This is a genomic window from Lysinibacillus sphaericus OT4b.31, assembly GCF_000392615.1.
GTDB classification, from domain to species: Bacteria; Bacillota; Bacilli; order Bacillales_A; family Planococcaceae; genus Lysinibacillus; species Lysinibacillus sphaericus_B.
Map to the genome: position 1 here is coordinate 3,040,231 of NZ_KB933398.1, position 26,479 is coordinate 3,066,709.

The following is a 26,479-nucleotide window of genomic DNA, read 5'->3' on the forward strand; positions in this document are numbered from 1 at the left end:
ATTTTTTAATTTAACTTAAAAGGCGAATATTAAAGTTTGTTTATTGTATTATCGTTCGCCTTTTAACCTTTTCACCTGAAATACTAAATACTCTAGAATATTGCGGATTGTTCTACCTTCTGTCAGAACCTGTATATGTCCTGCTTCACGATAAAATTTTCTTCTGTAGTGATACAGCTCCTCTAACTCTTCCTTCGTTGAACTTTGTACAAGGGGTCGGTTTTGATCATGCTGTATTCGTTTGTAAATATCTTCGAATGTGGCATCTAAAAAGAACACGAGTCCACTACGTCTCATTATTTTTCGATTTTCTCCATTTACGGCTACACCGCCGCCTGTTGAAATAATACAAGCTTCGTCTCGGAAATTTTTCAAAAATTCTGTTTCTATCTCTCGAAAACGTGCCTCACCGTATTTTTCGAAAATCTGCGGGATCGTCATGCCCTGTTGTCTAACGATTTCATGATCCATATCATAGTACGGCAGCTTTAATAAATAGCTTAACCGCCTTCCTAATGCACTTTTCCCGCACCCCATAAAGCCAACTAAATATATTTTTCGCATTCGAATCACCTTCTTATAACTACGATTCTACACTGTCTGACAAAATTTGTCCTAATAAATTTATCGTAGCTCGAACATTGACCTTTTCAAGCGCATCATATGTTCGTAACTGTATTTCATAAGACATACAATACGTAAGAACAAAAGTAGTTACAAAAAATAATAATGCAATTGCGATTAAAAAAATAGCCCCTCTGTCATTTTTCAATAATTGGCACATAATAGGTCCGCTCCTTCTGCAAACCACTCGGAAATCCGACGGCTACCGTAAGTTCATTATTTGTATATTGGAACTGACAGCGATTAAGCCCGATGAGCATCGGTACATGGCCACCATTCACTTGATTACGTATCATATTGTTATAGCAATCGATATGATGAAGTGTTCCTGAAGCTTGGAAAGTTATCCTCCTTTGATCATCTCGAATCGTAAACGATGTAACATCCACTAAGTACGTATTTAAATCATAAACAAATAGCTCCCACTTCGAGTGTTCATCTGTCAGTATGGTTGTTTTTATTTGCGCATACCATAGCATGATGACTATAAAAAGATGCGAGATTAACACAAAAACGATGACTTGAAACAACGATTCCAATAGTGTGTAACCTTTTTCGTTCATTTACTTTCACCTGTAAGTTGAATGCATTTGTGACGCAATTCTCGCATATTTTGGAATGTGACACATATCGCCTGCCCATCGTAAGCCCAATGATAATCCACACCATCTATTGTTTTCATACCTTCATTTTTTTGTAAGTACCGATACTGCTTTAAACCTTCATAAGCCGTTTCAGCAGCAATAACCTCAAGCTTTTTGTTGGATAAATTAGTTTTCATATTATAGGTAATGGGTAATAACGTTGTACAGATTACCATTACAATGACCACTGATAGTATGGATTCAACAAAAGAATAGCCCGACTCATTCATTCCACTCTGGATCTCCCTCGCCCTAATGTAATAACAACCTTTTTTATACCTTGAGGCGTTTTAAAATACAATGTGCCTGCATTCATCACATTACCACTGTAGTTATACATAATTGTTTGAATGGTACTTGCAGCTGTCATCAATTCCACACCGTTTGGGAAAGGTCGCTCGTAGTGATTGGTATAAAAATCTTTTTTATAAGATAGCGATGAGGTGGGCTTTCAAACTTCATGGATACATACTCTCGCTGCTGCATACTATAAGTTTGAATAAATTGAATATCCAATTGGATTTGCGTAAAAAAACGCTCAAGTTCCTTTGTTTCAGCTGCTTTTAAGGAAAGCTTTGTCACGATCCCCGTTAAACACATTACGATAAATAAGACGAGTAACATTTCAACCAACGTAAAACCACACTCATTTTTTATATCGTTCATGTTCCACTATCACCTGCTCCTGAAGGCGGATTTGCTAATTTTACCTCGCCTTCACTTGTAATAACAATTTCATTTTTATTTGGACAGGTCGTTTCATTTTCTTTTAAATAACCGTTCGTTACTAAATCTTCTAATGTTGGATATGACATATAGTCCACTCTGTAAGCCTCAACTTGTCCCTGCACCATCGAAATATATGCCGTACAGCCCTTTTCATCTATCGTCGCGAAATGTTTCGTTACATTTGGAATGGTGATTAAAATTAGTATCGAAATAATTAGCAGTACGATTAGCATTTCGATAAGAGTAAATCCTACTTGTTGTTTAACATATTTCATTTAGCATCCTCCTATACTAGTTCAATCATGTGATATACCGGTAATAATAAACTGACATATGCAGCTATTATGCAAAGTGCAATGATAATGAAAAACGTTGGCTGCACAAAGGCTAGCATACGCTTCAGTAATAGCTGCTGCTTCTCTGCCAGTAATTCACTATACAAGACGAGCTCTTTCCCTAGATAGCCACTTTGCTCTCCATGTTCTACGAAAATTGAAAAATCCTTGTGCCATTCAGCCATAAATATCACAGCCTGAGTAAGTGTATCACCATAAATAACCCTTTCTTTTATACGACCAGCAAAATGCTGCACAAATGGTTGTAACTGCTGTTCTTGTAAAATTTGAAGACTGGCTTGTAAAGAGAAACCACTTTGCAGCAAACTTCCTAAATATGCGGCGAATTGTCTTGTGATCGATAAGCGAATATAGTTGTTTATAAATGGAATTTTTAATGACATGCGCAGCTGCTGCACAATTGATTGTCGTTTAAGAAAGAACCGAAATATTATTGAACTGGATACAACAACTATCCCTATCGTAAAAAGTACATCAGGCAAATGTAATAAGTAACGCGAGAATTCAATACTACTCTCCCCCGCTTCACCACTACGACTTAAGACCATTTTCTCTATATTTGGAAAGAAAATTGTTCGAAATACTAAGAACAGCAGCAATAAAAACAACAGTAATATGATGGGATACAAAAGTAGGCCTTTCAATTTTTTCTTTGTTGCTTCATTTAACGCCATTTGCTTAGCTACGCCTTTTAACGCTTCCATCATATGCCCATTATTTTCTGCAATAGCAATAGCTACTAAATAGTGCTTTGATATTTGCAATGTTTCCAGTACTCCTGTTACACCTGCCCCTTCTTTAAATTTTTCATTTATCAATTGTTGTATCTCTTCATGTGCTTCTACATGATGCGGTAAGAGCATGGAAATCGCTTGTGCAAACAAATAACCTTCCTGCATCAATACACTTAAGTGACTGAAAAAATTGGCCTGATCCTTTACTCGCCATTTGGTTGCTTTTATATAATCCATCTGCAACTTCTCAATAAGCTCTCGTAGTTGCATAATGCTGTCTCTCTAACAACTTTTTTTGACCAGTAAGTGTTAAATCATAGGGCAACTCATAGCTAGCTTTCTGCCTAATTGCTCGGATGGCCTCACTAAGATGAACATCGCTTAATATTTCTAACAGTGCACGTCGCTCTTCTTGCATTTGTGGTGCCTGGATAAGTATTTGTGCCACTATACCAATAACCGTTTGCCGTAGTTCCTCTATAGACACACCTAAGTCGATTAGTCGGTGGAGACAACTAACAGAGTCCTTCGCGTGTATCGTCGTTAAAACAAGATGACCTGTAAGCGAGGCCTCTATTGCAATCTTTGCAGTTTCTTGATCTCGTATTTCGCCAATCATAATAACATCTGGTGAATGACGTAATATTGCCTTTAATCCCGAGGCATAAGTAATGCCCGCTCGTTCATTTACTTGAATTTGGAGAAGATGAGCCTGATTATTTTCTACAGGATCCTCTAAAGAAATGACATGTTTATTTAGATGTGTGGAACAATGATGAATGAGGGAATATAAGGATGTCGTTTTACCAGAGCCGGTTGCTCCACTGAAAAGCAAGATGCCTTGCTTGCTATCAACTAGCTCCAGTAGCTTATCTGCTGCGCATTTGGAATAACTTAAGGAAGTAAGAGGAAATGACTGATTTTGAAGTAGGAGCCGTATAATTAGACTCTCTTTTAAATAGGCAGAAGGAAGTGTAGAGACGCGAAAAGCAAACCGATTTTGCTCCACTGTTTTTTGAAAGGAGCCACTTTGGGGTTTTCGTCGCTCACTAATATCTAATGCGGCTAAAAATTTATAATATGATACAATTCGCTCTGCTAATTCATTTGGTAGTTCACCTGCGTAAAGCAACTTATCATATTTGCGAAAATTAATACGGTAACGACCTTCATCTGGTATTAATAACAAATCCGAAGCACCAAAATGATAGGCCTTTAACAATAGTTGCTCACATTTTTGTTCGACTACCGACTCAAAGTTTTGCATAGATGCACCTCTTTTCTGGTTCGTTCGAATATGACCGCTCTATTCGTTATTTCCTAGTATAATTAGGAAAGTGATACGAGAAAAGCCCTTTTCTTAAAATAAATTTTTACTATAAATTTTACTATCGAATGTGGTTTTTGCTAAAAAAATGTGGATAACTTGCAAATTTTCACTAAAAATGAACATAACTATATGTAAAAGTTAATATTTATGTTGAAAGGAACTGTAACTTTTTCAATAATACAATATAATAGAATCAACATGATTATTTTCCTAGCTATAATTTAACAACATTTTCAAAAAATCAATATTGAGGTGAAGCAAATGATCCATCCATTAAAAATTACTAGTACATTAGCCGATGAAACTAGATACTCTATATATGAGTACATCCTAAAAGAGAAAAAGACAGTAACTGTGCAAAATATTGCTGATGAATTTGGCATTCATCCGAACGTTGCGCGCCTGCATTTAACTAAACTATCAGAGATCAATATCATTTCAGCCGATTTCGCAAAAACTGGTAAAGGCGGTCGTCCTGGACGTGTTTATAAAGCATCGGAAAAAGGTGTCTCCCTTACATTCCCACGACGTGATGAAGATCGTCTTTTAAAATGGTCCATTCAACTGATTCAAGAATTAGGTGAATCAGCATTGGCAAAATGCCAAGACATTAGTTACAAAGATGGCTTCCAGCAAATGAAACATTATGTAAACGCTGAATTTAAATTAAATAATATATTTTCCTTTGAAGAAAAGCTTCAATTACTAACAGACAATGCTGCATTAATCGGCTATATTCCACAAGTACAGCAAACAGAACATGGTAAAAAAGTGATTTTCTCCATCTTTAATTGTCCGTTCCAAGAACAGCTTAACAACCACTCAGATATTGTTTGTACTTTGCATGAATCTTATTTGAAAGGACAGTTAGACGCTCTATTCGCAAGTAATGAATTTGTCCAAATTGAAAGCATGATACATAATTGCGATTTATGCAAATATGAAATAAACGTGACAGAAATTGATAGCTAAATCAAAAATCCATTTGTTTGTCACAAAGAAGTAGAAGTTCCAGTTTACAGACACCTTTCATATCATTTATAATGAGTAAGAGATTATTGTGTCGTGGGCAAAAGGAGGGGAAATTTCATGGATAATATGTATAAAGTTATGGCATTCTGGACAGGTATTTTTGCAGTTATGTTCTACCTTGGTGGTATGAACGAAGTATCGCTATTATTCGTAGGTAATACAGGTTTATTCTTATTATTAGGCTTCTTGAACCTTTCAGAACGTATGTACATGTACATTTTCGGAGCATATTTAACTGTATTCTTCGCTGGCTTCACGTACTATACAACATTCATTCACGTACCTGGTGCGGGTCATTAATACAGAGAAAATAGTGTGTCTCATAAATATGTGAGACACGCTTTTTTTATGTTCATTTATGCAATCATTTCGATAAGAGCAGAAATTTACAGTAATACGAGATAAAATCTTCATTTGTTTTGCAGTTGGTCGCATAAAAACATAGAAAAAACCCCCTTCACAATCAATTAGGTTTAAATTCTATTGCTATCAAACCAATATGAAATGTTTGGGGGATTTTTACATAGTTAATTCGTTAATGTTTGATTAAATTTAGTAATTCAGTAATTAAATTCAATAATCAACGATAGTAGTACTATTAATTCTATTGCATCACCTATGGTCATTTTTAACAAATGTATAGAACGGTATCATTTTCTACATGATTCGCTGTTATAGCAGAAACAGCGCTTCCTACCAACACTTTAAAAACCATTTAAAAATGGATTTGTTTCCATTTCCGCCCCAACTGTCGTATAATTTCCATGACCTGGGTATATAATCGTATCCTCTGGTAGCGTTAATAGCTTATCGTGAATCGATGCCAAAAGTACCTTTGTCGAACCACCAAGTAAATCTGTTCGACCTACACCTTGTTCAAATAATGTATCTCCAACAATTGCAAAACCATCATTTTCGAATAGATATGAAATACTACCTGGTGAGTGTCCTGGTGTAAAAACGGCTTTAAAAACAAAATTGCTTATTTCAAATGGTTGTTCTTTCTTAATAATATTTCCCTCAGCTGGTGCTCCGACATTATAATTCGGCAGCGCTGCGTATTTACTTGAGCCATTTTTAGCTGGATCACTTAACCAACTTACCTCTTTTTCATGAATCCATAGCGGGAGTTCAAAAGCTTCTCGCACTGCATCTACTGCACCGATATGATCAAAATGTGCATGTGTTAAAAAAATGGCTAACGGTTTAAGGCCATTACTGCGTATCACCTTTATAATACGTCCTGCTTCCTCGCCTGGATCAAAAATTAGACATTCTTTGTTTTTATTTGATACGATATAACAATTCGTTTGCACTGGACCAAGCGAATAGCTTCGTACATTCATCATCCTCATCACCTCAACTTCATATTATACATTCATTGCCACAATTTGACGATAAAAGTTCATAGTTTCCGCTATATTAGTTCTCGACAAACAAAGATAGAACGTTTACAATTAAGTAGGAATATTGTTTACGACATTCATTTTCTGATGTCGAAAGGAGTGTCTTTTTAATGAACTTATTAATGGTTATTTTTGGTCTAGTAGCGATCTTAGCAGTCGTTGGTACATTCCAAGCAATTAAAGAAAAGAACCTATTAAGCGTTGTTTTCAACTTATTAAGTGCAGCTGTATTTGGTTGGTTCACAATCATGACAGTTATCCATAGCGGATACCCACCAACACTACACTAAGATGTAGACAGAAAAAAGAGCAGCCTCGTATGAGGTTGCTCTTTTTCTATTTTAATAAAGCGTAATCACGCTGTATAGACTCCAGATCATGTTGTGTTAATTAGCTTTATCGCTTATCTATGAAGCCTTCATAAAAAATAATTACTGTCACCTCTTGTCAGTTCAGTTATAATATAAGTAAATATTTTGTAAAACAGTATAAATTTTATTTTCCGGTACGAAATTTAAAAACACAAACTGGTATTAAGGAGATTCATCATGCAGCGTAAAAAATTAATTTATATGATATTTTCAGTGCTATTAGTCATTTCACTTATTGGGATTACTGTAAAAAATGAAATGTCAAAAGAAGCAGTATTAAATTTGTTGATTGATAAAGAAGATGGCACGAAACAGATTGCCTTTGAGACGAGACTGACGCAATTAGATGAAACAACGACAACATTAGCAGCATATAAAGGAAAGGTCCTTATCATTAATGTTTGGGCATCTTGGTGCGGCCCTTGTCAAGAAGAAGCGCCAGATTTAAAGGATTTTTACGACAAAAAACCTGACGATGTTGAGCTGCTAGCAATAAATGCAACTTCATCTGACAGTCGTGAAAATGCCATTAAATTTCAGCAATTGTATAATTTAAATTTCCCTATATTTCTCGATTTAGATGGATCGTTAGGTAAATCATTAGAAGTAATGGCTTATCCAACAACTTTTATTATTGATGCTGAAGGCAATCTAAAGTACACAATAAAAGGTCAAATAAATCAACAACAATTAACTAAATTGTTAACAAATCTTTAGTTAGCGTGAGTGTTAATGACCGTAGCGAATCGTTGTCTCAATTTGCACTCTAGCAAAAATCATCAAGATCTTTAGGAATATTTGTATCAACATCATCTATAATGTAAAAAAACTGCATTAGTAATATAAGGACAGAATTTTTCGCAATTGTGGTTGTTCTGTAAGGCATTTAATAAAGTACATACAATTTGAGGTGATGGTCTTGAGGAAAAGTAAGTTGTTTGTAGTATGTTTATTAATCCTATTTGTTGGAATATTTGCAGCAGGTTTTTATACGCTTAGTGATGTTCTAATTGAAAAAACAGTTAAAATTGACGAACAAAATATTATAGAGAAAAACGGCGAATACTATCTTTTAATTGATGAACGTGAGTTGTCTTTATCGAAGGATTTTTACGACAAAATTGATTTAGGAAAATACAACGAATACAACATTAAGTATGTTTATAATCGATTGAAAAAAAATGATGGTGAGGTCGTGATGCTAAAAAGGTATGGTGAACAACCTTGGGGTAAATAAATGGGTTATTAATGATGATATAAGCGTATTTGGGATGTCCTCTCAAATACGCTTATTAATTGGTCAAAAAACAACATTAGAGCCTAAATAAAGCTCCCAGCTAATCCACTAAGGAATCTCGTGCGTCACTTGATTAAATCGTCATCATTGCAAGCTGATGGCATCGCTTGTCGTCTTCATTGCACAAATTCCCCTCAATACCGTATAGAGAGACTCGTGCGGTAGAGCAAGCCTGCTAACCCCCACGGGAAGTGAGTGACTTTTCCAGACTTCAGACTTGCATTATTACTACTTATTGTAAAAGAAAAAGAGAGACCTCGCTAGGAGATCCCTCTTTTTTTATTTCACAGCGTCTTGCTTTAAGTTACCTGTTTTTTCATCATAGAAACGAAGTAAATCTCCATTAATAATGGCGTCGGAGTTTTCTAATTCAATCGTTGCACGATCAGCATAAGGCTGACATGGCTCACCATCAATTTGCTCTCCTGTTGCTTTGTCGTAGCAAGCTTCACCTGCATAGACATATTTGTCAGTTACAAAACGACCGTCACGGAAAATAACAAAATCCTCATGCTCAGGAGAGAATAAATCTGCACCTAATTGCATATCTTTTGACGTTTCAATTCCTAGAAGGTGTAAAATCGTCGGACGTATATCCACTTGACCTGATACCTCTTGCATTTCTTTACCTTCACCAGAACCAGGAATATGGATAAATAAAGGTACTTCTTGCAGCATTGCATTATCATAAGGTGTGATGCTTTCTTTGCCTAAGTATTGTGCCATTGCCTTGTTATGGTTTTCAGAAATACCATAATGGTCACCGTACATTACGATAATGGAGTTATCATAGACATCTTGATCTTTTAACGCTTGGAAGAAGTCTTTAATACCTTCATCCATGTAACGAACTGTTTGGAAGTAACGATTTAATGTGCCTGAGTTTGAAGTATATTCAGGAATCATGACATCATCTGGATCCAATGTAAATGGATAGTGGTTCGTTAATGTAATTAAACGAGAGTAGAATGGCTGTGGCATGTCTTTCATTAATGCTGCAGATTGCTCAAAGAATGGAATATCTTTCATACCCCAGTTGACTGCTTGGCCTTCTTCTACTTTATATGAGTCTACATCATAAAATTTATTGATTTTTAATGATTTGTACATCATGTCACGATTCCAGAACGATTTATTGTTCGGGTGCATAACGTTTGTAAAGTAACCATTTTCCCCAAGACGCTCCGCCATTGAGTTATACGTGTTTCCACCATGTGTGAAGAATACTGCACCACGACCTAAGCCAAATAATGAGTTTTCTACAATAAACTCTGAGTCAGATGTTTTCCCAAGACCTGTTTGGTGATAGAAATTACTGAAATAATACGTATCTGGATCTTTTGTTAAAGAGTTCAAGAACGGTGTAATTTCATGACCGTCCATATCATTATTAATCACAAAGTTTTGTAAAGATTCAAGTGACACGTAGATTACATTACGATCCTTGTATTTGCCAAACATATCTTTATTGATTGCTGCTTGATTTGATCGAATGTAGTTGTTTACTTCTACTAATTCACTGCCATCCGCCAATGCGCGTTGTGCAGAAGATTTAGACTGAATATAAATATCATACAAATGGTAGTTGTACGTACCGATATTTTTTACAAGTAATTCGCGGTCAAAGCTACGTGTTAAAAGCTGTGGACGCTCTGTTTCCGCTAAACCTAAGTTTAAGAAAGTCATCGCAATAGCTAATACGAAGAATGCACGACGGAATTCAACATTAACTTTTACTGCTGCCTTCATTCTTGGTAAGTATTTATTCGCAAGTATTAGAATAAACACATCCGTAAAGTATAATAAATCCCAAGGGTTAATAATGGCTGCTGCCGATGTTCCTAAATCACCAAAGTTACTTGTCTGGAATAATACCGGTAAAGTAATAAAGTCATTGTAGAAACGATAGAAAGCAACGTTCCCATATAAAACAATTGATAAAATGACACTGACAATAAGAATATAGCGATTTCTAGCTTTAGGTGATTTAAAAAATAACGATAGACCATAAGTAAATAATAAAAAACTTAGCGGGTTGATAAACAAAATGAATTGTTGCATCGCATTTTCAATTTTCATCTCAAAGCTTGTGTGGTAAACAATGACCGTTTTTATCCAAGTTGCTACGACTGCTAGTATCATAAATGAATGTTTAGGCCACTTTATTGATTTCATTCCTAACATCCTCTCCTATTCCTTACACAAAAAATAATAAATTTAACTAAATTGTTACTGAAACAAAATATATCTTAATCCTTTTTTTACAGATAATCAACAGATATATTTTTGGAAAAAATTTCTGCTCATGCACTTATATGCTCAGGATACTTATATATACGTTTCTCATTGTAAAAAGTTTCGTAAAAAACATAAAAACAGTGGGAAACCACTGTTTCAGAGAATATTACATACATATTACAATATTTTTACCATAACCAAATAATTCACACTTAAAACACTATTGTTTATTTTGTTCAACACGCAGTCTTGTCGTTTCTTGTCGAATCAATAATAAGGCCATTTGGTAATCTTTAATGTCTAGAACATTCGCCTTATACAACTCGCGAATTTCATCTTCCATTAACATTAAATCCCCCACTGGATCACGTGTATAAATATAAGTGCCATATGTTTTTAATAATTCATAAATATCTAACATTTTATCCATTTTTAATTCGCTCCTCGTTGTGCTACACAGTTAATACGATTTGTAGGCGTCACAATGATATCCACCGGACAATCATGTGGCTCTTTTGGTACACTTTCACGTAGCTGTTCATCGAAAAGCAGCGACATGAGTTTTCCCTTTTTATAGTTTACTAAATAGCGGTCATAATAACCACCACCATAGCCTACACGATAGCCATGTGTGTCAAAAACAACCCCTGGAACAACAATAACATCCATTTCATTTGCGTCAACAAATTCAGTGACTTCAGGAATTGGCTCACGCAAATGCATATAAACCGTTTCGAGCTGAGCAAACGATTCTATGACATAAAACGACATTTCTCTCGTTTTCGGATTGCACTTAGGGACAGCAACGTTTTTGCCAAGTTGCCATAGTGCTTCAATTAGATGAATTGTGTCAACTTCTGGCTTACTAGAAATCGTGATACCGATCGTCTTTGCTTCTATTATATATGTTTCCTGTAACAGTTTTTTTGCCACTAAAAATGATTGGTCGCGATATGCAGTTGCAGACATTTTCGCAAGAGCTTCGCGTACCTCGTTTCGTAAAATTGTTTTATTCATACTAGGCTACCTCCTATTAGAATGTAGAAAGCCAAAACCACATGTGGTTTTGGCTTAATGAGCGATTACTTTGTTTCACGGTGAAGAGTGTATTTCTTCTCGCGAGAGCAATATTTTTTAAGTTCAAGACGCTCTGGATTGTTACGCTTGTTCTTTTTTGAAATGTAGTTACGTTCGCCGCAATCTGTGCAAGCTAAAGTAATGTTTACGCGCATCATTAACCCTCCCACTCTATATCAAGAATTAAAATTTGAGCATGATTTATACGACTAACCCATTATACCATAAACTGAAAAAAAATCTACCTTCATTTCATATTAACTTTGCATGTGGTAAAATACCTTATAATTACATAATTTAATGAGGTGAAACTATTGGATTTATCCATCATACTAATGATTGCTGGTATCGTTCTTATAGTTGTTTCGTTCTTTTTCAAAAATACTGCGAAAAAAGTCGAACAGGATGTAGAAGAATTGTCTATATCTATTTTTCAAGAAACTAATAATTTGAAACGTCGCATGAAAATTGTTGAAGAGGAGCTACTTCTAGAACCAGAATTTCAGGTGAAATCACCAGTAGCTCAAAATCAAACGATTCAAAATCCCAAAATGCAGCAGGTCATGCAGGCTGTTCAACAAGCAGCTCAACAAGCGACTAAATCAGCTCAGCTGCCCCAGAATACGAAGCCTATTCACCAAATCATTATTAGTCAGGTACTCGAGCTCAATAAGCAAGGTCTATCTATTGCTGATATTAGTATTCGTTCAAATTTAACAGAAGAGCAAGTTCGCCAAGTGATTGCAAACGGAGGTCGGTAATTGTGAATAAATCCGCTATCCGTGCATTTGGAATTGCACTTTTTCTAGTAGGGGCATTGCTTGCATTGGCCCAGCGTTTTGATGTCAATATTGGCTTTCCCACTGTAACCTCCACTACAGATAAGAACGTAGAGGTACTACAAAAGAAACTGGATCTGGCAAATAAAAAACTTGCTTCGTTAAAAGAACAGACCACTGAGCCTACTACAGCCAACAAGACGGCCGATAATGATACGCCAGAAGAAACAAACGAAGGCGACATTGAGACAGATAGCCCAACAGATGAAGCAACGATGACACTTCAGCTATATAGTGGTATTACCCCCTATATCGTGGCACAGAAGCTTGAAGATGGGGGCATTATTTCGAATAGCGTAGAGATGGAGCTCCTACTTGCAAATGCTAAATATGCTCGTAGTTTACAAATTGGCGCTTACGAAGTGAACTCTTCAATGTCTTTAGAGGAAATTGCAAAACTTATTACCGGTAAGAAGCAATAAGCCACAGCTTATATAAAGTGAAACTTCAATCCGTGGGGCTTCCTGGCCGTTCATGCGGGATACAGTGAAGGTGACATTCCGTAGGATCAATTGATTATCGTCATCGATATACACGAAAGCTGATAAAAAATCTTTTTCTAATTCTACACGAAAAGGCTGTTAACAAAAATCAGAAACAACTGATTTTTGTAACAGCCTTCTTTTATGCCATTTGCACTTGCTCTAAAAACGCCTGCACCATATCACTACCCTTTTGGGTGCCAATTGATTCTGGATGGAATTGTAACCCGTATATTGGATATTGCTTATGTTGAATCGCCATAATTTCTGCATCATCACTTGAAGTTGCCGTAATGATAAAATCTCCATGTAAAGTGCTCGGCTCAATTATCAACGAATGATAGCGCATCACTTCAAGTTCACCGTCTAAATGAGCGAACAAGCCTGTTTTGCTATAGTGTAAGGTAGACAACTTCCCATGCATAATATGGGTTGCTTGCACAATGTTACTGCCAAACGCCTGCCCAATCGATTGATGACCAAGGCAAATACCCAAAATCGGAAACTTCGTATAAAGCTCTTTCACCACATCTACTGTAATTCCTGCTTGATCTGGCGTACCAGGACCAGGTGATAAAATGATTGCTTCTGGTTGCAATGCCTCAATTTCTTTAATCGTTAGTTCATCGTTTCGTACTACCTTCACTTCTTTGCCCAGCATACTTACCTGCTGATATAAATTGTAAGTGAATGAATCATAGTTATCGATCAGTAAAATCATTTTTTCACCTCCAGTAGCGCGCGCGCTTTATTGAGTGTTTCTTCATATTCGGATAAAGGGACCGAATCATAGACAATACCGGCCCCCGCCTGTACATGAGCACGGTCATCTTTGATAACCATTGTTCGAATTGCAAGGGCTAAATCCATATCCCCTGTTGAAGAGATATAACCAACCGCTCCTGCATAAACGCCACGCTTTACAGGTTCCATCTCATTTATCAGCTGCATAGCACGGATTTTCGGTGCCCCTGATACTGTACCAGCTGGCAAACAAGCGCTCAGCACATCCAACACATGCACCTCATCGCGTAGTTCGCCGATGACCTCTGATACAATATGCATCACATATTTATAACGCTCTATGTTCATATATTTAGTCAACTTCACTGAACCCACTTTGGTTATACGTCCAATATCGTTGCGACCTAAATCTACCAGCATACGATGCTCTGCAATTTCTTTTTCGTCGTTTAGCAAGTCATCTGCAATTAACTCATCTTGCTCAAGCGTTTTCCCACGCGGCTTCGTGCCTGCAATAGGATTCGTTGTCACCTTTCGATTCTTAACCTTTACTAGACTTTCAGGAGAAGTGCCTAAAATGATATATGCTCCATAATCCATATAAAACATATACGGTGATGGATTTGATGTTCTCAACTGACGATATAAGGCAAAGGGATTTCCTGTAAATGGTGACGAAAAGCGTTGAGATAACACAATTTGGAAAATATCACCCTTCTTAATATGCTGTTTGGCACGTTCTACCATGGCAACAAATTCTTCTTTGGGTATCATGGGCTGAAAGTTTAAAGCGCCTAACGCCATCTCTCCAAACGTTGCACCAGCATGAAGTTGCGCCTCCATTTCATCAATAATTGCTTCCATCATTGTTAGGGAGCGCCCCTCTTCAAATAAATCGATTGCTGCTAACGTAATCTCTTGCTTTAAATGATCAAAGACAATAAAAGTATCATAGAAAAAAACATGTACATCTGGCATCTTTAAATCATCATGCAAATATTCACCAATGTTCTCTGCATAAAACGCTGTTTCATAACCAAAGAAACCAATTGCTCCTCCGAAAAAGGCAAATGGATAGTCTGCCTTATGGAAAGGCATCACCTGCTTAAATTTCGCAAGTACACTTCCGCTTGACTTTTCCATATCTTTGTCCTTAGTAAATGTATAGCCAGTTTTATCCCCAACAAGCTCTGCAACTGGATTGACCGCAATAAAGGAATAACGCCCACTTTCCTCGTGCTTGGCCGACGATTCGAATAGCATCTTATGTTTTCCCGCTAGCGATTGATACACCGAAATTGGCGTCATCATATCCCCTTGTAATACCTTCATGGCAAATTTTCTAAGCTCAACTGTCATACACTTTCTCTCCTTCGCTATGCTATACTCTGCTCTGCTACACCAAAAAAATTCAGTATGTTTTACGCCTCGTAGTATTGTCACTGACGCTTTGCTTGCGCGCAAATAAACAATACGTCCGGATTTTGAATTGAGCTAAGACCTGCATGTGCAAGTCAGTTAGTCATTCTCACAAGGATGCGAGGAATTTAGGATAACATTCACCTTAATTTCAAAATCCGTGATATCTACCAGAGGCTTTCTTTATGCAGTCAGCATTAATTGCTCACTGCATAAAGCTACAAACCCATTCATCTTAGGGCTGTCTAAAAGTCCTTCTAACAATAATGCTCGTCTTTCTTAATGGTAAAAATGCGCTTCACTCAGGAGTTTATGCGGATTTTTACCTTAGTATCAAAAAATAGGATACCTCCAAGCATGTTGTTTTTACTTTTGGGACAACCTCGGTCTTCTGTGGTTGTTGCTGCACTTTTTCCACAAAAAACTTTTGTAAATGAATATAAAAAGGCCTTTCCATCACAAAAGGACGGAAAAGCCGTGGTGCCACCTTCATTGGTCTTATTAAGACCCACTCTAAGCCCTGTAACGTAGGCAAACGCTAATCCATACTATTTTCAGGATTAGAGCTCCGAAGTCCATTCACCATTCATTTGTACTAGCTCTCACCAACCGCTAGCTCTCTATAACAAATTATAATAGCTACTACTCTTCATCAAAGCTGATTATTTGTGTATATTGTAAAACATAGCGTCGAACAATTCAAATTATTTTTCTTTAGCCAGCCAATGATCATCTGTTGGTTCTGCTAAGTCAATATCATGTTCTTGCAATATTTGTCGAATTGCAAAAAGTATATCTTGTCTTACACGCAACAAAACACCTGTATCGTTTGTTGCCACAAAAAATCGCACAAGAACACGGTAGGAAGCTGGACGGAATTCATCAATAAATACATGAATCATATCTTTCTCCGTATTATCATGTAAATAAATCTGCTGATGAATCGCACTTAATGCGCTGCGCAGTTTTTCTTCTTCGTTTTCAAGCGCTACATATAGAAATTGTTCACATTTTCGTTTTTCACGTTTCGATAAATTATATAGTGGGCGATTGACTAAATATGAGTTTGGTACATAAACCAGTCCTTTATCGCCAGTTTGAATAAGCGTACTACGAAGGTTAATATCTTCAATTATTCCTTCAATCTTTTGATCTTCTGTAGCTACCCAATCGCCAATTTGAAACGGGTTGTCGAGTGCAACCGACATTCCTCCAAATACATGCGCCAATGTATCACGAATCCCAAACGCAATGGCTACACCCGTTAAACCAATTCCCGTTAAAAAGCCATTCAAGTTAAAATCCCAAAGAGAAGCAATCGTGAACATTGCTAAAATCATTATTAGTACTTTACCAATGCGTAGGAAGAACGGCAAAAGAACATTTTGCTCCTCATCATTATTAATAGTCAAAGGTTGCTTTGTATAATAATGTAATACATCATACACACCTTTAAAGGCAAAAAACACCATAATGGACAACACAAAATTCTTTGTTGCCACATCTGTAAATAAAGATACTTCTAGTAACCTCGATAAACTAATAACAATAACCGCTGACATGAAGGCATAACGTATCGCCTTATTAAATTGTTCTAGTACGGTTGCTTGAAAGTAACGCTGTCTTTTTCTTAAAAACGCAACGATGACCGTAATTATTTTTTTCAGCACGAACTGTTGCAATAACCACCCAATTAAACATAGGGAAATGGCAATGATTATGTCCATCCAAGTCGGTGCTACTACATTTGGTAATAACCATTTCAATAAATCCATGTAATTCTCCTTTTCTTACCTATGTAAATTTACATAAAATAAGCCGACCAAAATCCGTCTGGTCAGCTCCACGTGTCTATTGAATAGCATCATCCGCAAAAAAAGCTCTATTCGCAAACCAAAATTGTTGCTCGTTAAAATTTTGCTCCTGCATGGCAATCACAGAAAAATCAGCATGATAGTGATGCTTCATATCCTCTAATATTGCTTTCGCACGCTTTCCTAATAAATGTTGACCATCAACAGGATTACCTTCGGTGAAAATGATGATATCCGCTTCTGTACATTGCTGATTTTCTTGTAGTAAACCTTTAACAAACTGTAACACAGGCAAAATTGCTGCTTTCCCTTTTGCCTTATATTCTATAAAATCCTTAAAATCTGATAAATTCAAATGGCCATTTTCAAATCGATAATGGACATGAATTTGGCAATCATATGGCACGATATATAAATCCCGCTGCTCACGATGAGCACTCATAAATAACGGTAGGATCATACTCTTGCAAAGCTCGGAATAGACCTCCATTCCCGTTGTTTGCTCAAGACAAATAATCATGGGCCCAGGCTCTTTTTTATATTCAGCAAATGGAACATAGTAGATATTTCCTTTTTTTGTAGTATGATGCTTCAATTGTAGACGTTGTGCCTCCTGCCATTTTCGTTCATAATACAAACGCTGCTCTTTCCCATTCGCTTGCCGTTCAGCCTGCTCAATAGCAGGGATATTTTCTCGAATTTCACGCATGGCATCAGCTAACTCAAGTGCAAATGCTGCCATATTTCGTAAGGTCTCACTCTTGTAAAAATATTCTATAAAAAAATGTTGTTCCTTGTCACTTAACTCCTCTAGATGTAAGTGTTCATATAAAAAACACAAGTATTCGCGTTGTTCAGGTGTGATATCTAGTTCAAATTTCTCTATAAGTGTTTCTACAGCATCTTTCACGAAGCAGCACCTCCTTAGCACATACTTTTTGGATAATGTCTATAGTATAACCAATTTTATTTTTTGACAATACAAATTCATTCCGCAATATTTGACGCTTTACGGAGGGCAATGTTGCTGATATTGCGGAATTTTTCACCACATTAACAAAAAAAGAGAATGGCTTCATCCGCCCTTCTCTTCTTCATTAATTATTCAGTTCATAATGTTTACCTTTAATTAAGTAAAATAAGTGCTCAGCAATGTTTGTTGCATGGTCAGCTGACCGTTCTAAATAACGGCAGACAAAAGTTAAATGCGTAATCTGATGAATATGAGTAGGATTATCAGCACCTGCACGAAGCAACAGTGTCACTGTCGCACCATATAAATCATCTACATAATCATCAAGCTCTGCAATTTCTTTTGCACTTACAGTATCTTCTTCAGTAAAGGCTTTGATGATACTTTCAAGCATTTCAACCGTTTTTTGGCACATTGTCTGTAAATTTGTTGTTGGAAAGATAAGTGGCTCTTTCCCAAGGCGAATTGTCTCCTTGGCAATATTGACAGCATAATCTCCGACTCTTTCCATATCCGATGCCGCTTTCACTAGTACCATGAGGCGGCGTAAATCTGTGGCTACTGGTTGTTGCTTGGCAATCATTAAAATTACCCGGTCATTTATTTCTTCCTCTAAACGATTAATGATTAGATCATCTTCGAGAATCTTCAAGGACTTCTCTAAATCCTGCTCCAATAATGCATCAAAAGCTATTTTTAAAGCATGAATACTGCTACTTGCAATTTCTACAAATTGCGCTTGAATTTCTTTTAACTCCTGCTCAAAGCGTTCACGTACTACCATCTATCGTTCCTCCTTAGCCGAAGCGTCCTGAAATGTAATCTTCTGTCCGTTGATCTGCAGGTGTTTGGAAAATCACATCCGTCTTATCGTATTCGATGACTTCGCCGCTTAGGAAGAATGCAGTACGGTCTGAAATACGCGCTGCTTGTTGCATATTGTGTGTGACGATAATAATCGAATAATCTTTTTTCAGCTCTTGTACCAATTCTTCAACCTTTAATGTAGAAATGGGATCAAGTGCAGATGTAGGCTCATCCATTAAAATGACATCCGGTTCGATTGCTAAACAACGCGCAATACAGATTCGTTGCTGTTGACCACCTGAAAGGCCATATGCATTTTGATTTAAGCGGTCTTTTACCTCATCCCAAATAGCCGCACCACGCAATGATTTTTCAACAATTTCATCCAGAATTTTTTTGTTTTTTATGCCATGTATCCGCGGACCATAGGCGATATTATCATAAATAGATTTTGGGAATGGGTTTGGCTTTTGGAAGACCATCCCTACATGCGTACGTAATTCTTCTACCGTATAGTTTTTATCTAAAATATTGCGCTCACGATATAAAATTTCACCAGATGTACGAACGATTGGCACTAACTCTACCATTCTGTTTAACGTTTTTAAATATGTCGATTTCCCACATCCAGAAGGGCCAATTATTGCTGTTACTTCGTTCTCATAAATGCTTAAATTGACATCTTTTAAGCCATGGTGATCACCATACCATAAATTTAAGTTGCGTGTATCATACACCATTTTTTTTGCTACTTCTATAGTAGGCTTTGCGCCTGTATGAATCGATTTGACGACTGATTTTTCCTCTTTAAAATCTAGTACCATAAGGTCACCTCATTAATAACGTTTTTGGAATTTATTTCGAATAAAAATCGCGATAGAGTTCATTAGTAAAAGTACTGTCATCAGTACTAAAATACCGGCCGATGCTACATATTGAAATGCCTCTTGTGGACGTTTTGCCCAATCATAAATTTGCATTGGTAGCGCTGTAAACTGACTTAGTAAATTATCTGGTAAAAACTGTAGAATAACAGGAATTCCAATAACCACAAGTGGAGCTGTTTCACCAATTGCACGAGACAAAGCCAAAATACTACCTGTTAAAATCCCTGGTATTGCTGCTGGAAGAACGACACGTAAAATCGTTTGCCATTTTGTTGCCCCCATACCGTAAGAAGCTTCACGTTGTTCACTCGGTACAGCGCGAATGGCTTCCTGTGCAGCAACTATAATAATTGGTAAAATTAGTAAACTCATAGTGAAACCGGCTGCTAAAATACTTTTACCAAGTTCCATCATACGAACAAAAATCGTTAAGCCTAGTAAACCAAAAACAATGGAAGGTACGCCCGCTAAATTTGAGATATTCATACGAATAAAGTCATTTAGTCTATTTTTCTTCGCGTATTCTTCTAAATAAATTGCTGTACCCACACCTAAAATAATTGAGACAGGTGCGACAACCCCCATGAGCCAAAGTGAACCGACTAATGCCGCTTTAATTCCCGCTTTATCTGCAAAACGTGAAGCGAAGTTTGTTAAGAAATCGAAATTTAAATAGTCAATACCTTGCGTCACAATACGGTACATCAATATAGCCAGCATTACTAATGCAAATGTAGTGGCTAAGAAGAACAAGGTTTTCCAGACTTTATTGAACATAATACGCTTCGTCATTCGTTTCATGACGACTGAGTCATCGATATAGCGCATGCTAGTAAACCTCCCTGAAGCGTTTCGCAATATAATGAGCGAGTAAATTCATCACTAATGTAAAGATAAATAATGTGAAACCTACTGAGTAAATCGAATAATAAATTGTCGTTCCATAGCCGGCGTCACCCGTTGAAACCTGCACAATATATGCCGTCATCGTTTGAATAGAGTCCGTGACGTCCAAATCAAATTTCGGTGTAGAACCTCCTGCAAGCGAGACAATCATCGTCTCCCCAATTGCCCGGGAAATAGCGAGGACAACTGATGCTATAATACCTGATAATGCCGCAGGTAATACTACTTTAATGGCTACTTCAAACTTTGTAGCACCGAGGGCCAATGCACCTTCTCGCATACTATTGGGTACGGATGACATGGCATCTTCTGAAAGTGAAGTGATCATCGGTAAGATCATGATTCCAACAACAATCCCTGGACTAAGTGCATTAAAAAGTTTTAACCCTGGCATAATTTGTTGTAACATCGGTGTGACAAACGTCAGAGCGAAGAAACCATAAACAATTGTTGGTACCCCAGCTAAAACTTCTAATATAGGTTTAACAATACGTCTTGTTTTCTCATTCGCATATTCACTTAAATAAATAGCAGATGCAATCCCAAATGGTACTGCTACAACAACTGCGATAAGCGTGACTTTCAACGTTCCTGCAATAAGTGGTAGAATCCCAAACAACGGTTCCTTCCCTGAAAACGGTAGCCACTGTGTACCAAATAGGAAATCCGTAATCGAAACACGTTTGAAAAACTCAAACGTTTCAAAAATAAGGGTGAAAACAATGCCAAATGTCGTCAAAATAGAGATAAGGGCTGCAGAAAATAATAGAGCTGGCATTGCTTTTTCCACTATTTTCTTCGTTTTATGATTGCGTGAATTCGCAATTAATTGCTGCACAGATGTTGTCTTATTTTCTTTTTGAGAAACCATTGGGTGCTCCTTTCAAGTAAGCGAGGGAAAGAGCATACATCTCTTTCCCTCCATGCATGTCTACTTATTTTAAGCCTTCTAAAGTTTTTAAACCTTCAGCATATTTTTCTTCAGGTAAGCGGACATAACCTACTGCTTCAGCCATGTCGCCTGAATTTTCAAGTGTGAATTTCATGAAATCGTATGCTGCTGCGTTATCTTTAATTGCACTATTTTTTACATATGTGAACAATGGACGTGAAAGTGGTGCGTATTTACCAGTTTCAATCGTTTCATTTGTAGGTTCTACTCCATTTACTTTCACAATGTTTAATTTGTCTTTATTTTCTAGGTAGTACGCGTAGCCGAAGAATCCGATTGCGTTTTTGTCACCTGATACACCCTGTACTAGCATGTTATCATCCTCTGATAATGTTGCAGAACTTACTAGATCCGCTCCATCTAAGATTACTTCGTCAAAATAGTCATACGTCCCAGAGTCTGTACCTGGAGAATAGAATACGATTTTTTCTGCTGGCCATGATGGATCTATATCAGACCACTTCTTCTCTTTACCATCTTCAATCCAGATTTGTTTTAATTGCTCTACTGTTAAATCTTTAGCCCAGTCATTCTCAGGATTCACTACTACTGATAAACCGTCATATGCTAAAGCTAGCTCTGTATAAGCAATACCTGCTTCTTCTAGTTTCGCTTTCTCTTCATCTTTTATATAACGAGATGCATTTGAAAAGTCTGTCTCCCCTGCGATGAATTTTTCAAAGCCACCACCAGTTCCAGAAACACCTACTGATACTTTGACATCCGGTTGTGCACCTGCATACTCTTCTACAACTGCTTCAATAATCGGTGCTACAGTTGAAGAACCATCTCCAGCTACAGAACCTTGCAGTTTTTCGTCAGTAGCATCTTGTCCTGAACTTGCTGGTGCATTAGTTTCTGCATTGTTACCATTTTGAGTAGAGTTGTCACTACCACATGCACCTAGCATTAATGCTGAACCCATTACCGCTGTCATCGTTAAGTACTTCCACTTTTTCATCTCATTTGCCTCCGTCACTAACTTTTTTATAGTTGTTTACCTTACAATCTTTACTATAAAGACTGATTGTTGAAGTCGTATAAACCGTTCGTAAAAGAGACGTAAAGGAATGTAATTGTTTGTAAACGATTGTAAAGACACATTTACAATTGAGAAAACTTGCTTCCTCTATGAAAGATGCTATAATTAGCAATTGTGTGTCAGAAAATAATACAAGAGGGGTTTAACTTTGTGATAAAACATGCAAAAGTACAAAATGCCGATTACTTTAAAACGTATTTAACACTTATAATGCATCATCGGGAGTTTTCTTTACAGGAGGCTGTTGATTTTATGGTCCAGTCTTATTTCTGTAATAATATAGAGCTTTATGGTACAAAACCAAAGCAACAATTTGAATTAGCTGTACAACAACTATCTGCTTAATGCAAAATCGACTGCCTCTACTAGGAGAGACAGTCGATTTTTTTATAGTACTGTTGAATGGTTGTATCCATCATTTTAATGATTTTATCCGTCACTTTTCACTTTGTATCCATCACTTTAATGATTTTATCCGCCTAGCCACTCAATGGAAGAGTAAAACCGCTAGGCATTTTTCATGCACTAGCGGTTTTGTTATTGTTGTTCATCTTCACCAATTTTTTCTTTTGTGATTGCTGGTAAAATTGGTGGCTCTACATTGCTATCATTAACTTTCGTAGAATCATACTTCTCTTTAAGTTCATAGTACTTATCTAAAGAACGTCTAGCAATTTCATTATTATGATCCAAATAAATTTTAAAGTTTGTTGTTACCCAAGGAATCAGAACGGCATAAGCAATTTCAGGATTTTCATATGGCGCATAGCCAACATGTGTTAAGTTAGTTGTCTCTGTACCGTAATGCTCTGTTAATGGTCCATAATAAACTACCTCAGCTGTACCCGTTTTCCCTGCAGCTGTATACGGTGCATTTGCAAATTGTTTTCGTGCAGAACCTTGATTACCTGTATAAACACGACGAAGCCCTTTTTTCACATAGTTAATTTCTTCTGCAGAATTATCAATGCTATTTAAAATCGTCGGGCCCACTTCAGTTACTAATTGGCCGAGCTTTTGACCATCTTTTGATGGCTCACGTACTTCTTTCACCACGTGTGGTTGAATGCGATAACCACCGTTCGCCACTGTTGAAATATATTGTGCTAATTGCATTGCAGTATACGTGTCGTACTGTCCAATGGCTAAGTCAAGTGTTTTACCGCCCATCGTTGGACCGGATGGACCCTGCACGCCACTAAATTCATTCGGTAAATCAATACCTGTTTTTACCCCTAAGCCAAATTGGGCATAAGAATTACGCATTTTTGAAAACGTATCGTCCCTTAAACGGAGCGGCATCATATAACTATAAGGCGTTCCATTAATAAGCAAGGCCGTTTTAAACATATATACGTTAGAAGAACGCTCAAGAGCGGTCAAACCATCCATAGATATATAGCCACCACGGTTAAAAATCGAGCTCTTTTTTGGCGTGCCGAGTAAATGAATTGGTTCGTCTCCTAATACAGTATTTGGTGTAATTACTCCTTGATTATAACCAGTAAGTAAAGTTGCAGCTTTGACAACTGATCCTGCCTCATAGGCTGTTGTGAATGAACCATATGCATAATCGACGATGATGTTTTTACCTGTTTCAGGATCTTTCTCAATTTTCTTACCGACCATTGATAAAATGTCCCCTGTATTCGGATTCATCATCACTAAGAAGGCACGGTCTAATAAATATGAGCCCGGTATCGCTTTTAATTTCAACAGCTCTTCTTCTACAATTTTCTCTGTCTCAGCCTGTAATTCGCTATCAAGCGTTAACACTAAGTCCTTACCAGGCTCGCCCTCGTACGTTGTAATCGTATCGACCACTTGCCCTTTTTTATTGGTAATATTTTTGACAACTGTTTTTTGTCCTTGTAAAAGCTCTTCGTACTGCGCCTCAATATAACTTTCCCCAACACGGTCATTACGTGAGTAATCGCGCGCTAAATAATAGTTCAGCTTCTCTTTAGGTATCCCTTTCGTTGGTAGCGTTGTACGCCCTAAAATAGAAAGTGATGATAATTTGACACGCTTCCAGTCTGTCGTCGTATTGACCCCTGGTAATTCTGTTAATCGTTCTGAGACACGAGCAAATTCATCGGCTGAAACATTTTCACTCTTAATGATTTGCGGCGATAAATTGTAGCCAGATGCCATTTCTCGATAAATCGCCAACACTTCTAAATCCGCCTCTGTAAGTTGCGCCAATTCTTCATCTGTAATTCGCTCGCGTACAACTCTATCAATCTCAGCATTGATTTGACTTGTCGTAATATTTTCTTGCGTTTTAATTTTCGCTTGTTCTTTATCTGTTATCTTCTCATAGGCAGCATCGTGATTTTTTAGAATCCAAAAATCCTTCTTATCACGTAATGTAACACGTTTTGTTGGTTGTTCAATCAATTGCGCCAGATCCTCGGCAATTTTCAGCATATCATCCGTTTTTGTCGTCTGCATTTTCGTATACGTAATCGCATTTTCAGGCTGATTGTCGACCAAAATACGGCCATAACGGTCATACATGCGGCCCCTCGGCACACTTGTATTTACAGGAACTTCCTCTGTACGCTCTAAAATACGTACATAATCTTCTCCTTTTACAATTTGCATATAACCAAGCCTAAAAATTAACATTGAAAATATGATAAATATAGCAAAGAAAAGGACATTCATCCGAAATGTTAAATTGGAATGATGCTTAGCTTTAACACTCGCCGCGCGATTTTTTCCAGGTGCTTTGCGCATATGTATTCCCCTCCTCCTCTAATTACTGTTTAAATACACGATACTAAGTATACCATCCGAAGTACCGACAGAAAAGCATACTCTTGAGTAAAGCTCCATTTTATTTGACGGCGCTTTCATTAGAAAAGTTTCTTACATTTGTAATTTTGGGGGATAAATCACAAAAAGTACTCGATAAAATTTAAAATCTGGGCGATAAATCAAAAAAAGTTCTCGATAAAATCAAAAAAAGCTATGCCACAGTGAAAACTCACCCTTGGCATAGCTCATTATTAAGTATTATTATTTTGCAGCTTGGAATTTAGCTTCTACTACATCCCAGTTTACTACGTTCCAGAAAGCACCGATGTAGTCTGGACGACGGTTTTGGTAGTTTAGGTAGTAAGCATGCTCCCAAACGTCTAATCCTAGAACTGGTGTTTTGCCTTCCATTACTGGAGAGTCTTGGTTTGGTGTAGATGTAACTGCTACTGAGTCACCATCAACGATTAACCAAGCCCAGCCTGAACCGAAGCGAGTTGTTGCAGCTTTAGCAAATTCCTCTTTAAAAGCATCGAAAGAACCGAATTTAGCGTCGATTGCTTTTGCTACTTCACCAACTGGTGCGTTTGAACCGCCTGGAGCGATTAATTCCCAGAATAATGTATGGTTAGCATGTCCGCCACCATTGTTGCGTACAGCTGGTTGTTTGTCAGCTGGAAGTGCATCGATGTTAGCGATTAATGCATTAATATCTTTATCTGCAAATTCAGTGCCTTCAACTGCTGCGTTTAAATTTGTTACATAAGTATTGTGGTGTTTAGAATGGTGAATCTCCATTGTTTTAGCATCAATATGTGGTTCTAATGCGTCATATGCGTAAGTTAATTGTGGTAATTCGTAAGCCATTGTTAAGTTCCTCCCTAGATTAAAGAATAATTAGTACATACATAGATTATCAAAATTGGTCAAACCATTCAATGAAAAATATCTCAAATCCAAGATTTCAGCCTTTTGACTGAAAAACCAATTCGATTACTATCATACCCGCTCGC

Annotated in this window: 33 protein-coding genes and 1 other annotated feature; of the genes, 8 read left to right on the top strand and 25 right to left on the bottom strand. The window is 37.1% G+C overall.

What is annotated here, in order from left to right:
• Positions 1–48: 48 nt before the first annotated feature.
• The 9 genes from H131_RS13925 to comGA are packed head-to-tail and all read right to left on the bottom strand — an operon-like array spanning position 49 to position 4,354.
• The gene (locus tag H131_RS13925) at positions 49–564 is read right to left on the bottom strand and encodes a shikimate kinase (RefSeq protein ID WP_010859811.1); all 516 of its coding nucleotides are present in this window, start codon (positions 562–564) and stop codon (positions 49–51) included.
• A gap of 19 nt (positions 565–583) precedes the next feature.
• On the bottom strand, positions 584–784 hold the full coding sequence (locus tag H131_RS13930) for a hypothetical protein (protein WP_010859812.1): 201 nt from the start codon (positions 782–784) through the stop codon (positions 584–586).
• Positions 762–1,187, bottom strand: a complete 426-nt coding sequence (comGF, locus tag H131_RS13935; RefSeq protein WP_010859813.1) for a competence type IV pilus minor pilin ComGF — start codon at positions 1,185–1,187, stop codon at positions 762–764. The genes H131_RS13930 and comGF overlap by 23 nt, the downstream gene beginning before the upstream one ends.
• Positions 1,184–1,498, bottom strand: a complete 315-nt coding sequence (locus tag H131_RS13940) for a hypothetical protein (RefSeq protein WP_010859814.1) — start codon at positions 1,496–1,498, stop codon at positions 1,184–1,186. Before H131_RS13940 ends, comGF begins: the two co-directional genes overlap by 4 nt.
• Positions 1,495–1,638 carry a hypothetical protein gene (locus H131_RS25455; RefSeq protein WP_010859815.1) on the bottom strand — a complete coding sequence of 48 codons (144 nt, stop codon included), beginning with the start codon at positions 1,636–1,638 and terminating at the stop codon, positions 1,495–1,497. The genes H131_RS13940 and H131_RS25455 overlap by 4 nt, the downstream gene beginning before the upstream one ends.
• Positions 1,638–1,934: a prepilin-type N-terminal cleavage/methylation domain-containing protein gene (locus H131_RS13945; protein ID WP_010859816.1), complete on the bottom strand. Its 297-nt coding sequence runs from the start codon at positions 1,932–1,934 to the stop codon at positions 1,638–1,640. The genes H131_RS25455 and H131_RS13945 overlap by 1 nt, the downstream gene beginning before the upstream one ends.
• On the bottom strand, positions 1,931–2,272 hold the full coding sequence (gene comGC / locus H131_RS13950; RefSeq protein WP_010859817.1) for a competence type IV pilus major pilin ComGC: 342 nt from the start codon (positions 2,270–2,272) through the stop codon (positions 1,931–1,933). Before comGC ends, H131_RS13945 begins: the two co-directional genes overlap by 4 nt.
• Positions 2,273–2,283: 11 nt before the next feature.
• Positions 2,284–3,357 (bottom strand): competence type IV pilus assembly protein ComGB, encoded by a 1,074-nt coding sequence (comGB, locus tag H131_RS13955; protein WP_010859818.1) that lies wholly within the window; start codon positions 3,355–3,357, stop codon positions 2,284–2,286.
• The gene (comGA, locus tag H131_RS13960; RefSeq protein WP_010859819.1) at positions 3,335–4,354 is read right to left on the bottom strand and encodes a competence type IV pilus ATPase ComGA; all 1,020 of its coding nucleotides are present in this window, start codon (positions 4,352–4,354) and stop codon (positions 3,335–3,337) included. Before comGA ends, comGB begins: the two co-directional genes overlap by 23 nt.
• 324 nt (positions 4,355–4,678) lie before the next feature.
• Between comGA and H131_RS13965 the strand changes: the two genes are divergently transcribed.
• Both H131_RS13965 and H131_RS13970 read left to right on the top strand, forming a co-directional pair.
• On the top strand, positions 4,679–5,389 hold the full coding sequence (locus H131_RS13965; RefSeq protein ID WP_010859820.1) for a helix-turn-helix transcriptional regulator: 711 nt from the start codon (positions 4,679–4,681) through the stop codon (positions 5,387–5,389).
• A gap of 117 nt (positions 5,390–5,506) precedes the next feature.
• Positions 5,507–5,749: a DUF2626 family protein gene (locus tag H131_RS13970; RefSeq protein WP_010859821.1), complete on the top strand. Its 243-nt coding sequence runs from the start codon at positions 5,507–5,509 to the stop codon at positions 5,747–5,749.
• A gap of 404 nt (positions 5,750–6,153) precedes the next feature.
• Here H131_RS13970 and H131_RS13975 read toward each other — a convergent pair whose 3' ends face one another.
• Positions 6,154–6,798 (bottom strand): MBL fold metallo-hydrolase, encoded by a 645-nt coding sequence (locus H131_RS13975; protein ID WP_036130333.1) that lies wholly within the window; start codon positions 6,796–6,798, stop codon positions 6,154–6,156.
• A 167-nt stretch (positions 6,799–6,965) separates the two neighbouring features.
• On the opposite strand from H131_RS13975, the gene H131_RS13980 reads away from it, so the two are divergent.
• The 3 genes from H131_RS13980 to H131_RS13990 all read left to right on the top strand — a co-directional run bounded on the left by H131_RS13980 (position 6,966) and on the right by H131_RS13990 (position 8,463).
• Positions 6,966–7,145 carry a DUF2759 domain-containing protein gene (locus H131_RS13980; RefSeq protein ID WP_010859823.1) on the top strand — a complete coding sequence of 60 codons (180 nt, stop codon included), beginning with the start codon at positions 6,966–6,968 and terminating at the stop codon, positions 7,143–7,145.
• Positions 7,146–7,403: 258 nt separating this feature from the next.
• Positions 7,404–7,943 (top strand): TlpA disulfide reductase family protein, encoded by a 540-nt coding sequence (locus H131_RS13985; protein ID WP_010859824.1) that lies wholly within the window; start codon positions 7,404–7,406, stop codon positions 7,941–7,943.
• Positions 7,944–8,160: 217 nt separating this feature from the next.
• Positions 8,161–8,463: a hypothetical protein gene (locus tag H131_RS13990; RefSeq protein WP_010859825.1), complete on the top strand. Its 303-nt coding sequence runs from the start codon at positions 8,161–8,163 to the stop codon at positions 8,461–8,463.
• Between the two features lie 339 nt (positions 8,464–8,802).
• Here the strand turns inward: H131_RS13990 and H131_RS13995 are convergent, their stop codons facing one another.
• The 4 genes from H131_RS13995 to rpmG all read right to left on the bottom strand — a co-directional run bounded on the left by H131_RS13995 (position 8,803) and on the right by rpmG (position 11,993).
• A complete protein-coding gene (locus tag H131_RS13995) occupies positions 8,803–10,698 on the bottom strand; it encodes an LTA synthase family protein (RefSeq protein ID WP_010859826.1) in 1,896 nt (631 codons plus the stop codon).
• A gap of 283 nt (positions 10,699–10,981) precedes the next feature.
• Positions 10,982–11,191, bottom strand: a complete 210-nt coding sequence (locus H131_RS14000) for a YqgQ family protein (RefSeq protein ID WP_010859827.1) — start codon at positions 11,189–11,191, stop codon at positions 10,982–10,984.
• A gap of 2 nt (positions 11,192–11,193) precedes the next feature.
• Complete coding sequence (locus tag H131_RS14005; RefSeq protein WP_010859828.1) at positions 11,194–11,778, bottom strand: 5-formyltetrahydrofolate cyclo-ligase; 585 nt, start codon at positions 11,776–11,778, stop codon at positions 11,194–11,196.
• A 65-nt stretch (positions 11,779–11,843) separates the two neighbouring features.
• Positions 11,844–11,993 carry a 50S ribosomal protein L33 gene (rpmG, locus tag H131_RS23785; RefSeq protein ID WP_008408521.1) on the bottom strand — a complete coding sequence of 50 codons (150 nt, stop codon included), beginning with the start codon at positions 11,991–11,993 and terminating at the stop codon, positions 11,844–11,846.
• A 150-nt stretch (positions 11,994–12,143) separates the two neighbouring features.
• Here rpmG and H131_RS14010 point away from each other — a divergent pair, with 150 nt between their 5' ends.
• Together H131_RS14010 and H131_RS14015 are read left to right on the top strand one after the other, a co-directional pair.
• Positions 12,144–12,599 (top strand): hypothetical protein, encoded by a 456-nt coding sequence (locus H131_RS14010; RefSeq protein ID WP_230491853.1) that lies wholly within the window; start codon positions 12,144–12,146, stop codon positions 12,597–12,599.
• Between the two features lie 2 nt (positions 12,600–12,601).
• Positions 12,602–13,099, top strand: a complete 498-nt coding sequence (locus H131_RS14015) for a hypothetical protein (protein WP_010859830.1) — start codon at positions 12,602–12,604, stop codon at positions 13,097–13,099.
• Positions 13,100–13,301: 202 nt separating this feature from the next.
• Here H131_RS14015 and H131_RS14020 read toward each other — a convergent pair whose 3' ends face one another.
• The 9 genes from H131_RS14020 to H131_RS14060 form a co-directional block, all read right to left on the bottom strand.
• Positions 13,302–13,880 (bottom strand): anthranilate synthase component II, encoded by a 579-nt coding sequence (locus tag H131_RS14020; protein ID WP_010859831.1) that lies wholly within the window; start codon positions 13,878–13,880, stop codon positions 13,302–13,304.
• Positions 13,877–15,262 (bottom strand): anthranilate synthase component I, encoded by a 1,386-nt coding sequence (trpE, locus tag H131_RS14025; protein WP_010859832.1) that lies wholly within the window; start codon positions 15,260–15,262, stop codon positions 13,877–13,879. Before trpE ends, H131_RS14020 begins: the two co-directional genes overlap by 4 nt.
• A gap of 519 nt (positions 15,263–15,781) precedes the next feature.
• Positions 15,782–15,987: a binding site (T-box leader), on the bottom strand.
• A 39-nt stretch (positions 15,988–16,026) separates the two neighbouring features.
• On the bottom strand, positions 16,027–17,097 hold the full coding sequence (locus H131_RS14030) for a mechanosensitive ion channel family protein (protein ID WP_010859834.1): 1,071 nt from the start codon (positions 17,095–17,097) through the stop codon (positions 16,027–16,029).
• Between the two features lie 76 nt (positions 17,098–17,173).
• The gene (locus H131_RS14035) at positions 17,174–18,046 is read right to left on the bottom strand and encodes a vWA domain-containing protein (RefSeq protein ID WP_010859835.1); all 873 of its coding nucleotides are present in this window, start codon (positions 18,044–18,046) and stop codon (positions 17,174–17,176) included.
• Between the two features lie 187 nt (positions 18,047–18,233).
• Positions 18,234–18,893: a phosphate signaling complex protein PhoU gene (phoU, locus tag H131_RS14040; protein WP_010859836.1), complete on the bottom strand. Its 660-nt coding sequence runs from the start codon at positions 18,891–18,893 to the stop codon at positions 18,234–18,236.
• Between the two features lie 13 nt (positions 18,894–18,906).
• Positions 18,907–19,698, bottom strand: a complete 792-nt coding sequence (gene pstB / locus H131_RS14045; RefSeq protein ID WP_219362986.1) for a phosphate ABC transporter ATP-binding protein PstB — start codon at positions 19,696–19,698, stop codon at positions 18,907–18,909.
• A gap of 54 nt (positions 19,699–19,752) precedes the next feature.
• On the bottom strand, positions 19,753–20,631 hold the full coding sequence (gene pstA, locus H131_RS14050; RefSeq protein ID WP_010859838.1) for a phosphate ABC transporter permease PstA: 879 nt from the start codon (positions 20,629–20,631) through the stop codon (positions 19,753–19,755).
• Between the two features lies 1 nt (position 20,632).
• Positions 20,633–21,580: a phosphate ABC transporter permease subunit PstC gene (pstC, locus tag H131_RS14055; RefSeq protein WP_010859839.1), complete on the bottom strand. Its 948-nt coding sequence runs from the start codon at positions 21,578–21,580 to the stop codon at positions 20,633–20,635.
• A gap of 64 nt (positions 21,581–21,644) precedes the next feature.
• Positions 21,645–22,622 carry a PstS family phosphate ABC transporter substrate-binding protein gene (locus tag H131_RS14060; RefSeq protein WP_010859840.1) on the bottom strand — a complete coding sequence of 326 codons (978 nt, stop codon included), beginning with the start codon at positions 22,620–22,622 and terminating at the stop codon, positions 21,645–21,647.
• 231 nt (positions 22,623–22,853) lie between these two features.
• Between H131_RS14060 and H131_RS14065 the strand changes: the two genes are divergently transcribed.
• A complete protein-coding gene (locus H131_RS14065) occupies positions 22,854–23,048 on the top strand; it encodes a hypothetical protein (protein ID WP_010859841.1) in 195 nt (64 codons plus the stop codon).
• 192 nt (positions 23,049–23,240) lie between these two features.
• Here H131_RS14065 and H131_RS14070 read toward each other — a convergent pair whose 3' ends face one another.
• Positions 23,241–25,445: a peptidoglycan D,D-transpeptidase FtsI family protein gene (locus H131_RS14070; RefSeq protein WP_010859842.1), complete on the bottom strand. Its 2,205-nt coding sequence runs from the start codon at positions 25,443–25,445 to the stop codon at positions 23,241–23,243.
• A 282-nt stretch (positions 25,446–25,727) separates the two neighbouring features.
• Positions 25,728–26,333: a superoxide dismutase gene (locus tag H131_RS14075; RefSeq protein ID WP_010859843.1), complete on the bottom strand. Its 606-nt coding sequence runs from the start codon at positions 26,331–26,333 to the stop codon at positions 25,728–25,730.
• Positions 26,334–26,479: the final 146 nt, after the last annotated feature.

What these genes read in the sequence shown, in the direction of transcription:
- H131_RS13925 (WP_010859811.1), bottom strand. Translation starts at nt 564, where the DNA reads ATGCGAAAAATATATTTAGTTGGCTTTATGGGGTGCGGGAAAAGTGCA.
- H131_RS13930 (WP_010859812.1), bottom strand. Translation starts at nt 784, where the DNA reads ATGTGCCAATTATTGAAAAATGACAGAGGGGCTATTTTTTTAATCGCA.
- comGF (WP_010859813.1), bottom strand. Translation starts at nt 1,187, where the DNA reads ATGAACGAAAAAGGTTACACACTATTGGAATCGTTGTTTCAAGTCATC.
- H131_RS13940 (WP_010859814.1), bottom strand. Translation starts at nt 1,498, where the DNA reads ATGAATGAGTCGGGCTATTCTTTTGTTGAATCCATACTATCAGTGGTC.
- H131_RS25455 (WP_010859815.1), bottom strand. Translation starts at nt 1,638, where the DNA reads ATGACAGCTGCAAGTACCATTCAAACAATTATGTATAACTACAGTGGT.
- H131_RS13945 (WP_010859816.1), bottom strand. Translation starts at nt 1,934, where the DNA reads ATGAACGATATAAAAAATGAGTGTGGTTTTACGTTGGTTGAAATGTTA.
- comGC (WP_010859817.1), bottom strand. Translation starts at nt 2,272, where the DNA reads ATGAAATATGTTAAACAACAAGTAGGATTTACTCTTATCGAAATGCTA.
- comGB (WP_010859818.1), bottom strand. Translation starts at nt 3,357, where the DNA reads ATGCAACTACGAGAGCTTATTGAGAAGTTGCAGATGGATTATATAAAA.
- comGA (WP_010859819.1), bottom strand. Translation starts at nt 4,354, where the DNA reads ATGCAAAACTTTGAGTCGGTAGTCGAACAAAAATGTGAGCAACTATTG.
- H131_RS13965 (WP_010859820.1), top strand. Translation starts at nt 4,679, where the DNA reads ATGATCCATCCATTAAAAATTACTAGTACATTAGCCGATGAAACTAGA.
- H131_RS13970 (WP_010859821.1), top strand. Translation starts at nt 5,507, where the DNA reads ATGGATAATATGTATAAAGTTATGGCATTCTGGACAGGTATTTTTGCA.
- H131_RS13975 (WP_036130333.1), bottom strand. Translation starts at nt 6,798, where the DNA reads ATGATGAATGTACGAAGCTATTCGCTTGGTCCAGTGCAAACGAATTGT.
- H131_RS13980 (WP_010859823.1), top strand. Translation starts at nt 6,966, where the DNA reads ATGAACTTATTAATGGTTATTTTTGGTCTAGTAGCGATCTTAGCAGTC.
- H131_RS13985 (WP_010859824.1), top strand. Translation starts at nt 7,404, where the DNA reads ATGCAGCGTAAAAAATTAATTTATATGATATTTTCAGTGCTATTAGTC.
- H131_RS13995 (WP_010859826.1), bottom strand. Translation starts at nt 10,698, where the DNA reads ATGAAATCAATAAAGTGGCCTAAACATTCATTTATGATACTAGCAGTC.
- H131_RS14000 (WP_010859827.1), bottom strand. Translation starts at nt 11,191, where the DNA reads ATGGATAAAATGTTAGATATTTATGAATTATTAAAAACATATGGCACT.
- H131_RS14005 (WP_010859828.1), bottom strand. Translation starts at nt 11,778, where the DNA reads ATGAATAAAACAATTTTACGAAACGAGGTACGCGAAGCTCTTGCGAAA.
- rpmG (WP_008408521.1), bottom strand. Translation starts at nt 11,993, where the DNA reads ATGCGCGTAAACATTACTTTAGCTTGCACAGATTGCGGCGAACGTAAC.
- H131_RS14020 (WP_010859831.1), bottom strand. Translation starts at nt 13,880, where the DNA reads ATGATTTTACTGATCGATAACTATGATTCATTCACTTACAATTTATAT.
- trpE (WP_010859832.1), bottom strand. Translation starts at nt 15,262, where the DNA reads ATGACAGTTGAGCTTAGAAAATTTGCCATGAAGGTATTACAAGGGGAT.
- H131_RS14030 (WP_010859834.1), bottom strand. Translation starts at nt 17,097, where the DNA reads ATGGATTTATTGAAATGGTTATTACCAAATGTAGTAGCACCGACTTGG.
- phoU (WP_010859836.1), bottom strand. Translation starts at nt 18,893, where the DNA reads ATGGTAGTACGTGAACGCTTTGAGCAGGAGTTAAAAGAAATTCAAGCG.
- pstA (WP_010859838.1), bottom strand. Translation starts at nt 20,631, where the DNA reads ATGCGCTATATCGATGACTCAGTCGTCATGAAACGAATGACGAAGCGT.
- pstC (WP_010859839.1), bottom strand. Translation starts at nt 21,580, where the DNA reads ATGGTTTCTCAAAAAGAAAATAAGACAACATCTGTGCAGCAATTAATT.
- H131_RS14060 (WP_010859840.1), bottom strand. Translation starts at nt 22,622, where the DNA reads ATGAAAAAGTGGAAGTACTTAACGATGACAGCGGTAATGGGTTCAGCA.
- H131_RS14070 (WP_010859842.1), bottom strand. Translation starts at nt 25,445, where the DNA reads ATGCGCAAAGCACCTGGAAAAAATCGCGCGGCGAGTGTTAAAGCTAAG.
- H131_RS14075 (WP_010859843.1), bottom strand. Translation starts at nt 26,333, where the DNA reads ATGGCTTACGAATTACCACAATTAACTTACGCATATGACGCATTAGAA.